The 12,131-nt window shown below is 48.2% G+C and carries 13 protein-coding genes; 9 read left to right on the forward strand and 4 right to left on the reverse strand.

Annotated features, from left to right (window positions below):
• Positions 1-67: 67 nt before the first annotated feature.
• Together A6301_RS08665 and A6301_RS08670 are read right to left on the reverse strand one after the other, a co-directional pair.
• Entirely contained in the window at positions 68-796 is a 729-nt protein-coding gene (locus tag A6301_RS08665) for a hypothetical protein (protein ID WP_234257571.1), read from the reverse strand.
• Entirely contained in the window at positions 793-2,016 is a 1,224-nt protein-coding gene (locus tag A6301_RS08670) for a site-specific integrase (protein ID WP_234257572.1), read from the reverse strand. Before A6301_RS08670 ends, A6301_RS08665 begins: the two co-directional genes overlap by 4 nt.
• Before the next feature lie 571 nt (positions 2,017-2,587).
• On the opposite strand from A6301_RS08670, the gene A6301_RS08680 reads away from it, so the two are divergent.
• Genes A6301_RS08680 through A6301_RS08690 form a run of 3 tightly spaced genes read left to right on the forward strand, consistent with a single transcriptional unit; the run spans position 2,588 to position 3,452 of the window.
• Complete coding sequence (locus A6301_RS08680; RefSeq protein ID WP_234257573.1) at positions 2,588-2,983, forward strand: type II toxin-antitoxin system Phd/YefM family antitoxin; 396 nt, start codon at positions 2,588-2,590, stop codon at positions 2,981-2,983.
• 17 nt (positions 2,984-3,000) lie between these two features.
• Positions 3,001-3,228 (forward strand): type II toxin-antitoxin system death-on-curing family toxin, encoded by a 228-nt coding sequence (locus A6301_RS08685; protein ID WP_234257582.1) that lies wholly within the window; start codon positions 3,001-3,003, stop codon positions 3,226-3,228.
• Entirely contained in the window at positions 3,228-3,452 is a 225-nt protein-coding gene (locus A6301_RS08690; protein ID WP_234257574.1) for a hypothetical protein, read from the forward strand. Before A6301_RS08685 ends, A6301_RS08690 begins: the two co-directional genes overlap by 1 nt.
• A gap of 236 nt (positions 3,453-3,688) precedes the next feature.
• On the opposite strand, the gene A6301_RS08695 is transcribed toward A6301_RS08690, so the two are convergent.
• A complete protein-coding gene (locus tag A6301_RS08695) occupies positions 3,689-4,090 on the reverse strand; it encodes an ASCH domain-containing protein (protein ID WP_234257584.1) in 402 nt (133 codons plus the stop codon).
• Positions 4,091-4,157: 67 nt separating this feature from the next.
• A complete protein-coding gene (locus tag A6301_RS08700; RefSeq protein ID WP_234257575.1) occupies positions 4,158-5,303 on the reverse strand; it encodes an endonuclease/exonuclease/phosphatase family protein in 1,146 nt (381 codons plus the stop codon).
• A 294-nt stretch (positions 5,304-5,597) separates the two neighbouring features.
• On the opposite strand from A6301_RS08700, the gene A6301_RS08705 reads away from it, so the two are divergent.
• From A6301_RS08705 to A6301_RS08730, 6 genes are all read left to right on the forward strand, one after another.
• On the forward strand, positions 5,598-6,365 hold the full coding sequence (locus A6301_RS08705; protein ID WP_234257576.1) for an amino acid ABC transporter substrate-binding protein: 768 nt from the start codon (positions 5,598-5,600) through the stop codon (positions 6,363-6,365).
• 214 nt (positions 6,366-6,579) lie between these two features.
• Positions 6,580-7,245, forward strand: a complete 666-nt coding sequence (locus tag A6301_RS08710) for an amino acid ABC transporter permease (RefSeq protein ID WP_039498201.1) — start codon at positions 6,580-6,582, stop codon at positions 7,243-7,245.
• 344 nt (positions 7,246-7,589) lie between these two features.
• On the forward strand, positions 7,590-8,615 hold the full coding sequence (locus A6301_RS08715; protein WP_005975324.1) for an amino acid ABC transporter substrate-binding protein: 1,026 nt from the start codon (positions 7,590-7,592) through the stop codon (positions 8,613-8,615).
• Positions 8,616-8,681: 66 nt separating this feature from the next.
• On the forward strand, positions 8,682-9,860 hold the full coding sequence (locus tag A6301_RS08720) for an amino acid ABC transporter permease (RefSeq protein WP_234257577.1): 1,179 nt from the start codon (positions 8,682-8,684) through the stop codon (positions 9,858-9,860).
• A gap of 9 nt (positions 9,861-9,869) precedes the next feature.
• Positions 9,870-10,964 (forward strand): amino acid ABC transporter permease, encoded by a 1,095-nt coding sequence (locus A6301_RS08725; RefSeq protein ID WP_234257578.1) that lies wholly within the window; start codon positions 9,870-9,872, stop codon positions 10,962-10,964.
• Between the two features lie 8 nt (positions 10,965-10,972).
• Positions 10,973-11,734 (forward strand): amino acid ABC transporter ATP-binding protein, encoded by a 762-nt coding sequence (locus A6301_RS08730; protein WP_304622714.1) that lies wholly within the window; start codon positions 10,973-10,975, stop codon positions 11,732-11,734.
• Positions 11,735-12,131: the final 397 nt, after the last annotated feature.

The following is a 12,131-nucleotide window of genomic DNA, read 5'->3' on the forward strand; positions in this document are numbered from 1 at the left end:
TGTTCGAGAGCATTTAAAGTTAATTTGAGTCTGATTTGGGTGATATCACTTTGCATGTGAGGCGATATCACTTTTTATGCCTTCCTCTTTCAAGGTACTTTGACCATGTGCCTAAATCTGTTTTGGGAAATTCAACGCCACGATCTAATGCGGTTGCTTCAATTATTTCCTTCAATTTTTTTACCGGAGTTGAATCAACATTAACCCCAGAAAGTTCAGGAATAAGCTCAAGCAAAGCTCTTATGATATTTTCTTTTTTTGCTAATGTTTTATCTGACTCACCAATTTGGGAAGAACATAATTCATTTAACTCATCAAGATCTTCATACTTTATGTATAAAGCATCAGTATTAATTTCAACCTTAAACCCTAACGTGTTGAACTCTATTGCAAATTCATTTTTAACACTATTTACATCAGAGAAGAAATCAATTGTTGCTTTTTTTTCAGATGAAAACTCCAAGTCTGTAAGCACATAAGAATCAATGAAAAATAAGCCTTTTACTTCCTTTGCATAGTATCCATTGAAAGGTAAAAAATCAGTCTTTTCGTGAAATTGAACACCATCTGCACACCAGTCATCAAAAAACAAACTATCAAAGCAGTCAATCTCATCAACTGTGTAACTAGGCATATTGATTTGAAAATGAAAATAGTTTGTGAGGTTTTTGTGATTTATATATGCATAAATATCTAGCCATTCTTTTGCACCAAAATGAATGATATCGTTTACATCACACGATAATAAATTAGCCGCATCTCTTATGTTATAATATTTTCGTTTAGGGAAATTCATTTAGCCACCTTCATCAAAACCACATTTTTGTGGTTTTCAGATAACAGGGTTAATCTATCCATCCATTTATTCAGCGCGTCCATCTTTTCCGGTAGATACTGGCTACGATTATATACAGCCATAACACCACCCAACGTATGCCCAAGCAGTTGTTCAACAACGTGGGGAGCGATCCCCATATTGTTTAGCGTGGTAGCGAACGTGCGGCGTAGATCGTGAAGTGTCCACGGCTCTGAATGCCCTAGGCGTTTGTAGATACCTCTTCCCCACTGGCTGACAGCTTCCGGCGTCTTTATCTCACCCAGCAGCAGACCACTGTCTTTATTCTGATTGAGCAACGTCACTACAAATGGGCGAATAGCTTCAGGGATGGGGCGTAGTATCTTTTCTCCACCCTTGCTGTGCTCCCTCGGTACTGTCCAAATCCAATCTTCCAAATCCCATTCGCTGATCCGAGAAAAACGCAATTCCTGAGTTCTACAACCAAACACCACCAGCAGGTGTAACAATGAAGCATAGTAAGGCTTAAATTTTTGTCCTGTACTCTCACGCCAGATATCAGCAAGCTCCTGCCTCGTATGCTCCCTATCACGCTTATTCTGTTTTCTGCCTACATCGTCAATAGTCAAATCACTAAGAGCGTTACTTTCTGCATAACGATGCACACGGCAGAATTTAAGCGCTTGTTTGCACATCTGGAGAAGGTAGCCGGCAGCAACGGGCGCCTCAGATCTGACACGGCTGAAACATTCCAACCAGTGGCGGGTTTCACACATTGAAAGCGGATAATCACCTATGTAGGGGTAAATATGCTTTTTTAGTTGCTCAATGTGCTTACCAACATTAGCTCGCTTATGGGTCGCGTACTCTCTGATCCAGTATTCCAGCGCCTCTTTGACAGTAACCGGCTTGAGGCTTTCTTGGGTAGCGATGCTTAACTGGTGCTTGGGGTTCTTACCTTCAGCAAGCCATGCGCGGCACTGCTCCCGCTTTTCCCTAACAGCTTTAAGGGATAACTCAGGATAGTTGCCCAACTTTATTCGCTGTGGTGTAGCAGAACGGCCACCGATCCGGAATGTGAAATACCATGTCATTACACCAATTTTAGAGACTTTGATACTTAACCCATCGCCATCAGCGTAGAAGCTATCACCAGGGCTTTCCCTTCCCATCATCTTGCGCAGCGCAGTGTCGCTTAATTTGTTTGTCCCACCAGCCATAAAACCTCAATTAATATCCATAACTGACTACACCACTAACTACACATATCAATGTTACTCCATGAATGGCAACGAACAAAGACAAACAATAAAACATAATTATCGTTTTATATCATAATCATGAATGGACAGTTATGAAAAACCACGAACCATAAAAAACGTAGGTTTTGAAAATACGGCATGAACTGATACTAATCAGTTAAGCATTTGAAAAAAGGCGCTTTACCTCTTTTGGTTAAGCGCCTTTTTCTTTGCCATTTTTCAGGGCAGCAGCAGCCTTAGCGTGGCGGTCTGAGCCATTGCGTCTGCGAGATGAGAAATTCGTTGTTAATGACTCATCCCTTCTGCTTTATCGGTTTCCGACTCATGAAAGAGTCGGTGCAGGTTATCTAGCCGTTCCGCTAACACGAACGTTAAAATCTCTTTTGATTCTGGGTTGTTCAATTCAACAATGGCGTAAGCCAGCGGCCATTTCAATGTAGTAAATGTGCGTTTTGGGTGGCACAAGCTTATGCAAGAGCATTCCTTTTGCTAATCTGTACATGTACAAATTTGCTGCGTCGGAATTTTTATGAAATCGATAACCTATACCTACATGCGTGAACATCTGACCGAGGTTCTTGATGAACTTCGTAATGGTGTAGATTTTATTGTTACTCAGCGAGGTAAACCTGATCTCAAGTTGCAGGGGAACCAGATCGCAGGCTTCCCAGAGGAAAGCGCTGGTGCGTATTCTTCTACTCCCAGAGGGAGTAGCCGAGTTAAGACTGGCGAAGAGGTGCCGGTATTCCCAACGCCCAGGACTCTCTTTGTATCTACAAGTGGAAGTACCCGCCGAGGTAGCAGTACTGAGCATTATGAAAAAAGACAAACAGTATCGCAGCCCAAAAAATTAAGTTTTGTCGAGGCAAAAACGAGAACACAAAAACGACATGCGGGTGTCATAAAAATACTCGGAGATAAATAATGTTTGAATTTCTCACTATGGACCAGGTAATTGAAATTCAACAAGATACATTTGCTAGTAGCGGTCCTCCTGACAGAAACAGGTTGGGTGGAGCACTTTCAAGAGTCGAGAACTTACATTTCTACGAGTCATGCAACGATATTTTTAAACTTGCGGCTCTTTACCTAATAGCCATTGCTAAAGCTCATGCTTTTAATGATGCAAACAAAAGGACGCATTTCAGGCCGCAGCTATTTTTTTGCTGATGAACATAGATCCTGAAATTGCTGACGATCCTGAAGCCAGATCGTACGATCTGAATCAGTCTTATGAACTGGTAAAACTCACGGTATTTGCCGCGATGGATGAAGCAAACCTTGAACAGACCAGTTTCGCATTACGATTATTATCGTCCTATAGAAATGATCTCATGGATGATTATGATTCTGACTACCTGCTTCCCTTACAGTCTCCACTATCTGAAGAATAGTGTACGCAAAAATTCACGAAACACACCGACTCAACTACCCCTAGGCGGTTTGTTGAGTCGGCGTACTTCTCTGTTTGAACGTTGCAGCGAAGCGTGTAAAGACACTTCGTTTGATTGATACAATGTTGGCTAGCTAACCCATTAAACGCCTGAACCGCCCCTAATATGTCGTTTGTCACGGGTAGTCTAGATGTATCAATAAAACACAGCCAGACTAAGCAGTCGCCGACCCAGAATCAAAACACCTCAATCAGCTCAAATTCTTCAAACACCAGCAGCATATCTGGGGCGAAGGTGCCTTCTCGTTCGAAGAATGTCTGATGGCCTTCACGCCAGAAAGCCAGGCTTTTGTCGCCTTCGCCTTCTTTCGCTGCCATCTCAGCAGTAACGTCGCAGTAGCGCACCAGCGTTAACGAGCGCGTGCGAATGACGCAGGAGGGCTTTCCGGCACCGTCCAGAACGATGTTGTAATCGCCGACCTGTGGCGTTTCCTCGTTTTTAAACGCGTGATACGAGCTACAGGTTGCGGTTTTATGCCCTTCGAGTACCAGTTGCAGCAGCTCATCCGCCAGCGCGGGGCTGTCGCCAAATGACCAGCGTAGCGCGTCTGGGTATTGCTCTAATCCTTGCTTGCTCATCATCTTCCTCTGTTATACGGCTATGATTGCTCTGTTTTCTCACACCATGATAGCCATAAAGCGGCCATCAGGTAATATCCACTTCTACCCAGAGCGCGGCATGGTCGGACGCCGCCGTGTCCCATGAGGTGACTTCCGGTAGCGGCGTAACGGGTTCCGCGCCCTCTTTGGCGGCAATCTTATCGATATTATAAATCCCCCGACGCTCGACGTCCCACTCCACCACCGCCTGATGCAGCGGTGCAGACAAAAATATGTAGTCCAGTTGGTTTAACCGCGCGCCCTTCTTTCCGCCAGCGAAATAGTAGGTGTAGCGCTCTTTTTCCGGGCGTTCAGGGTCAATAACGGGATGCAAATCTGACAGGGAAAACAGCGGAGCCAAACTGTGCCAGGGGTTTGACGAATCCTCGTTCAAATCACCGAGAATGACCACGTAATCCTTCTTGAGATCGTAAGTCTGTTGCACAATCTCCGCGACGCGTTCGGCCTGATCGCGGCGCTTCTCCGCTCCACGCTGCCGCTCTTCTTCCGTTTGACCGCTCTGGCTTTTGAAATGGTTACATAGAATATAAATAGGCTGTTTGAGACCGGCATCCAGCGTCACTTCGAGACAATCACGACTAAATACGGGATCGAAACGCTTTCCGGCATCGAAAATATGAGTGCGTAATTGAGCGATCCGATAGCGCGTCAGGCAGGCCACATCAATGCCGCGCGGGTCATTTGGGCTGTCTATCATAACGAACTGACTAAATTTCTTTTTCCCGAGTACCTGACTGTTGAAATCCCTTAGTACATCCATGTTTTCAACTTCAACGGCGCACAGGATGTCGGCGTTAAGCAGGGTGATAATCTTGCCCGTATTCTTACGCTGCTGACTGCTGAACTCCTGTGCCTTAAACACGATTTCGCCGATCCAATCCCCGCGTCCCCGGCAGCTTTTATTAATTCGGAAGCCAGTGCCAGCGTCCTCCTTTTTCCATCGCCCCAGCGTGCCCGCGTCGGTGCGAATATCAATATAAGGGCGCAGTGCGATAGAAAGGCGGAACACCTGATCTTTCAGGGCATCGTCGTATTGGGGCTGTTCAAGAAGATGCTGAAGCTGCCTGATCTGCCGCAACAAGGCGTCAATCTGCTTGGAATCGGGGAGGTTGAGAATCGCGCTACGGTGGAACAGGTTCTCGACGTTATAGCTGGCGATACGGATCTTCATTGTTGTCTCCTGCTGGGTAGTGGCAAAAGCAATGATGTCCTTTGAGGATAGAAGCCGATTGTGACAGCAGGGTAACATTTACGGCAGCAGCAGACTTTTTCTATCGTTCTTTCGCACAAGATGGTTAAAACCGAGCAAGAGCACTATATTCACTACAAACTACGTTCAAGACTATATTCACTTCTGATATAAATCATCACACAACGTGATTTATAAACAGATGTGTTGTCGCGTAGATTCATTATTAACAAAAGTTATAAGCACATCGCTGCACTCCACTCACAGGAATTCATAATGAAAAAAATACGTTTTGCTTTACTGACCAGCGCCCTGCTTGCTACCAGCGTATTCGCTCATGCCGATGACCTTAGCGACATCAAGTCCGCAGGCGTTCTCAAGATCGGCACAGAAGGTACCTATGCGCCTTACACCTATCATGATAAGTCAGGCCAGTTGGTTGGTTTCGATGTGGATATTGGCCGTGCAGTGGCAGAAAAGCTCGGCGTAAAAGCCCAGTTTATTGAAGGTCGTTGGGACGGTTTAATCGCCGGTATTGATGCCAAACGCTACGATGCGGTCATCAATCAGGTTGGCGTAACCAAAGAACGTCAGGTTAAGTATGATTTCTCCAAGCCTTATATTGACTCCAAAGCCGTGCTGGTTGTCCGTGGTGACAATACCGCCATCAAGGATTTCAGCGATCTGAAAGGCAAAAAATCAGCCCAAAGCCTGACCAGTAATTACTCTAAACAAGCCACCAGCTACGGTGCTGAAATTGTACCAACGGACGGCTTTAACCAGTCGCTGGATCTGGTTCTTAGCGGCCGCGCCGACGCCACATTGAACGACAATCTATCATTCCTGGATTTCAAAAAGCATAAGCCGGATGCCAACGTGAAGATTGCCGCGACCTCAAAAGACGGCGAACCTTCCGCGATTCTGGTTCGTAAAAATCAGGCACCACTGGTGGAAGCATTGAATAAAGCTCTGGATGAAATCAAAGCAGACGGCACCTATAAAACGATATCTGTGCGATACTTCGGGGAGGATGTTTCTCAATAATCGCACTGTTATCAGAGCGCGTTGTTATAAACAGGACTGTTATATACCCTAAATAATTCAAGTTGCGTGAAGGCGGCAACCGCACGAGTCCCCAGGAGCTTACAAAAGTAAGTGACAGGGGTGAGTAAGGGCAGCCAACGCACAAGCAGCTTGAAGTATGACGGGTATCAGCGCGCTCTGTGATTAGCGCATACCGTTATCGGAGCTCGTTTTCATGCCGCCTTGGCTACAACTCATGGCAGACTCCTTTTGGAGCCTGCTCTCTGCGGGACTGAAATTTACCGTCCCTCTGGCTATCCTGTCTTTTATCTTTGGCCTAGCTCTCGGCATTCTCATCGCGCTGGTTCGCCTCTATGGCCCCAAGCCGCTGAAATGGCTGGGTGATTTCTACGTTTGGGTTATCCGTGGCACACCGTTGCTGGTGCAGCTTTTCCTGATTTTTTATGGGCTGCCCAGTGCGGGGATTACGCTGGATGCCTTCCCTGCTGCACTCATTGGCTTCACCATCAGCGTGGGTGCCTATAGTTCAGAGATCGTGCGCGGGGCAATCTTGTCTGTCCCGAAAGGCCAATGGAATGCCGCCTATTCTCTCGGCATGAATGGCAGACAGGCGATTCGCTGGGTCATCTTCCCGCAGTCCGTTTTCGTTTCACTGCCGCCGCTTTCCAATACGTTTATTTCCTTAATCAAAGATACGTCGCTGGCCGCTGTCATTACCGTGCCGGAGATGTTCTTATCCGCTCAGCGCATCGTTTCTGTGACCTATGAACCTCTGATTCTGTATGTCGAGGCTGCGCTGATTTATCTGATGTTCAGTACTGTCTTGAGCCAATTGCAGGTTAAGCTCGAAAAGTATTATCAGCGCCACATCACGCACTAACACCTCCCGCATCAGCCCACGCCATCCGCTGGGCTGATGACATTACCGTGTTCCCAGACTCTCCCTGCTCAACAGGCAAACCTGAAGACGCTTCACGATCTCCATTTTGACGCACTAAAAGAGGGCGCACCGGCCTCTTTGCATTTATTACGGTGCGCACATACCCAATTAGAATTACCCACTTAGATCAATAACCCTTCCTTTTCGTCTTCATTATCAAGCAAATAAAAAATTGGCATTTTATTTGCTTCGCTCTGCTCACGTCGGCATCCCGACAGACAGGTAAGGTGCACCTTTATTGTGTACTTCAAAAACAGCAAATAACTTTAGACGCTAGGATGATTATGAAAAGAATAGTGATTTCTACTCTGGTTGCTGGCGCGTCGCTCTTTGCCGCAATCAATCAAGCCCATGCTGGTGCAACGCTAGACGCGATTCAGAAGAAAGGATTTGTACAATGCGGTATCAGTGATGGCTTACCCGGCTTTTCCTATGCAGACGCCAGCGGCAAATACTCCGGTATTGATGTTGACGTGTGCCGCGGCCTTGCTGCCGCCGTATTCGGTGATGCCAATAAAGTTAAATACACGCCGCTGACGGCGAAAGAACGCTTCACCGCGCTGCAATCCGGTGAAGTGGATGTGCTGTCGCGCAACACCACCTGGACCTCTTCCCGTGACGGCGGCATGGGTATGCTCTTTACTGGCGTCACCTACTACGACGGCATTGGCTTCCTGACGCATAACAAAGCGGGCTTAACCAGCGCCAAAGAACTGGATGGTGCAACCGTTTGTATTCAGGCGGGTACCGATACCGAGCTGAACGTCGCAGACTACTTCAAGACTCATAAGATGCAGTACACCCCCGTCACGTTCGATCGCTCTGATGAAAGTGCCAAAGCGCTGGAGTCTGGCCGTTGCGATACGCTGGCATCAGATCAGTCACAGCTGTATGCACTACGCATCAAGCTGAGCAAACCTGCCGAATTCATCGTCCTGCCAGAAGTCATCTCTAAAGAGCCTCTGGGTCCGGTAGTACGCCGTGGCGATGAAGAGTGGTTCTCTATCGTCCGCTGGACGCTGTTCGCTATGTTGAATGCCGAAGAAATGGGTGTGACCTCGAAAAACGTCGACCAGTTGGCAGCAAAACCTACCACGCCAGATATGTCTCATCTACTGGGTCATGAAGGCAGCTACGGCAAAGATCTCAAATTACCGAACGATTGGGCGTTCAAAATTATCAAACAGGTTGGCAACTACGGAGAAATCTTCGAGCGTAATGTCGGTATGGGCAGCGAGCTGAAAATTAAGCGCGGCCTGAACGAACTGTGGAACAAAGGCGGGATTCAGTACGCGCCAGCGGTACGTTAATTATCAGAAAAAACCGGGCGCAGTGGATCGCTGCGCCCCTCAGTACCCCCGTTTCGAGGTTTCAGCATGCTACAACGCCCAACCGTAAAAGGTGATTTATCACTGACTAATCCAGCGGTGCGCGCCTGGCTGTATCAAATTATCGTTGTTATCGCGGTATTGGCTGTCGCAGCCTACCTGCTGCACAACACCGTGACCAATCTGGCACAGAGGGGCATCACCTCTGGCTTCGATTTTCTGAATAAAAGCGCGGGCTTTGGCATCGTCCAACACCTGATTGACTATCAACAAGGCGATACCTACGCCCGCGTGTTTCTTGTCGGTCTATTCAACACGCTTTTGGTTTCGGCATTGTGCATCGTATTCGCTTCTATTCTCGGCTTTACCATTGGTCTCGCACGACTATCCGACAACTGGCTACTACGGAAAATATCCAACATTTACATCGAGATATTTCGTAATATCCCGCCGCTATTGCAAATCTTCTTCTGGTATTTTGCCGTACTGCGAAATCTACCGGGCCCGCGCCAGTCCATCAGTGCATTTGATATCGCGTTCCTCAGCAACCGAGGTTTTTATCTGCCATCCCCTGAGATGGGGCCAGGCACCGCTGCGTTTTTGCTTTCTCTGTTGCTCACGCTCGTGGTGACATGGGTTGTCTTTCGGCGTAATCAGCGCTATCACGCGTTAACTGGTCAGGTGCGTAGAACCTGGCCGCTGACGTTGGGTTTGTTGCTTGTCCTGTGTACACTCAGCCATCTGATTTTCGGCCCAGCTTTCCACTGGAATGTGCCGGAATTAAAAGGGTTTAATTTCCGCGGCGGTATGGTGTTGATCCCTGAACTAGCCGCATTGACTGTCGCCCTGTCGGTCTACACCTCATCGTTTATCGCCGAGATTATTCGTTCTGGTATCCAATCGGTTTCTCACGGCCAGCATGAGGCCGCGCGTTCTCTCGGCTTACCAAATCCCGTGACGCTGCGCAAAGTGATCCTCCCACAGGCGCTACGCGTCATCATTCCACCGCTGACCAGCCAGTATCTGAATATTGTGAAGAACTCCTCGCTAGCTGCGGCGATTGGTTATCCCGATATGGTGTCGCTGTTCGCAGGAACGGTGCTGAATCAGACCGGACAGGCTATTGAGACCATAGCCATTACCATGTCGGTCTACCTCATTATCAGCCTGCTGATTTCGCTGCTGATGAATCTATATAACCGAAGAATCGCGTTAGTCGAACGCTAAGAGGACGTAATGACGATGAACCATTATACGCAAGACCGTCAGTCTTCTCTGTTCAGGGCGATGCACTGGGCGCGGCATAATCTCTTCTCCAGTATTGGCAATAGCCTGTTAACGCTGTTTTGCCTCTGGCTATTGTGGGTTGCCATACCGCCGCTGCTCAATTGGGCAATCTTTCAGGCTAACTGGATTGGCACAACTCGCAATGACTGTACGCGTGAGGGGGCCTGTTGGGTCTTCATTCATGCCAGATTCGGTCATTTCATGTATGGGCTGTATCCGGCAACGGAAATCTGGCGCATTAACTTTGCACTCGCTATCGGGCTGCTCAGTATCCTGCCGATGTTCCTGAAAACCATTCCCTATCGCGGGCGTTACATTGCTCTCTGGGCGGTAGTGTACCCGCTCATCGCCTGGTGGTTGCTTTACGGTGGTTTTGGTGGGCTCAGCAGAGTAGAAACCTATCAGTGGGGCGGCTTAACGTTGACGTTGATCATCGCCGCCGTGGGTATCGCCGGTGCGCTGCCGCTTGGTATCTTGCTCGCATTAGGCCGCCGTTCCACACTGCCGATTGTCCGTATGCTTTCCGTCGTGTTCATCGAATTCTGGCGTGGCGTACCGTTAATCACCGTGCTTTTTATGTCATCTGTGATGCTGCCGCTGTTTTTAACGGAAGGTACCTCGATCGACAAGCTGCTAAGGGCATTAGTTGGCGTGATTTTATTCCAATCTGCTTATGTCGCCGAGGTGGTTCGCGGCGGCTTGCAGGCGCTGCCAAAAGGACAGTATGAAGCCGCTGAATCTCTGGGCTTAGGCTATTGGCGTATGCAGGGGCTGGTCATCCTTCCCCAAGCGCTGAAAATGGTTATTCCAGGACTGGTGAATACCATTATTTCGCTCTTTAAAGACACGAGTCTGGTGATCATCATCGGCCTTTTCGATCTCTTCAGCAGCATCCAACAGGCGACGGTCGACCCCACCTGGCTGGGCATGTCAACGGAAGGCTATGTCTTCGCCGCCATGGTCTATTGGATTTTCTGTTTCAGTATGTCGCGCTATAGCCAACATCTGGAAAGTCGTTTTAACACCGGACACAAGTCACACTGAGGCCATCCATGAATCAGACTGCATTCACTCAATCAACCGATCACATGATTACCTTAGAAAATGTGAATAAGTGGTACGGGCAATTTCATGTGCTTAAAGACATTAATCTTCAGGTCAGGCAGGGGGAACGCATTGTGCTGTGCGGTCCTTCCGGCTCGGGGAAATCAACCACCATACGCTGTATTAATCATCTCGAAGAACATCAGCAAGGGCGGATTGTTGTTGATGGTATTGAATTGAATAACGATTTACGCAATGTCGAAAAAATTCGTACTGAAGTCGGCATGGTGTTTCAGCACTTTAATCTATTCCCACACTTAACCGTATTGCAGAACTGCACACTGGCGCCATGCTGGGTACGACATATGCCGAAGAAAGAAGCGGAAGAACTGGCAATGCACTATCTGGAACGAGTACGCATCGCAGCGCATGCCCATAAATTTCCGGGACAGCTATCTGGAGGCCAACAGCAGCGCGTGGCAATTGCGCGTTCTCTATGCATGAAGCCCAAGATTATGCTGTTCGACGAACCGACGTCCGCACTGGACCCTGAGATGGTGAAAGAAGTGCTAGATACCATGCTGGGACTGGCACAAGATGGAATGACGATGCTCTGCGTCACGCATGAAATGGGGTTTGCAAAAACTGTCGCTGATCGGGTGATCTTTATGGATCAGGGCGAGATCGTGGAACAAGCGCCGCCGGATATCTTCTTTTCTAGCCCTCGATCAGAACGCACACAGTCATTTCTCTCGCAGATCCTGCACTAATGCAGAACAATCAGCCTGCGTGTCCTACGCAGGCCTTCCCCCAGCATCGCCATTATCATGGATCTCAAAGTTCGCGTTATCGCATAACTAACGCAAACTGGATGAGGCAGGAAGGTTTCTTCATCCAAAAAGCTGCCCTATGTCCCGTATTTGCTGCGGCTATCTGCCTGATACACCCTAATAAATCCACAACGGTGAGCAAATCGTTACAGATAACATCCCAAATTCCCATAGCAAAAAGCCCCTGTCTTTCGACAGGGGCTTTCCACTTATTTGATGCCTGGCAGTTTATGCCGGGCGTCCTGCCCGCCACCCTCCGGGCCGTTGCCACGCAACGTGCAAATCCGCTCCCGGCAGATTTGTCCTACTCCAGAGAGCCCTCACCGACAAACAACAG

The organism is Pectobacterium sp. IFB5596 (genome assembly GCF_021432585.1).
Classification (GTDB): domain Bacteria; phylum Pseudomonadota; class Gammaproteobacteria; order Enterobacterales; family Enterobacteriaceae; genus Pectobacterium; species Pectobacterium punjabense.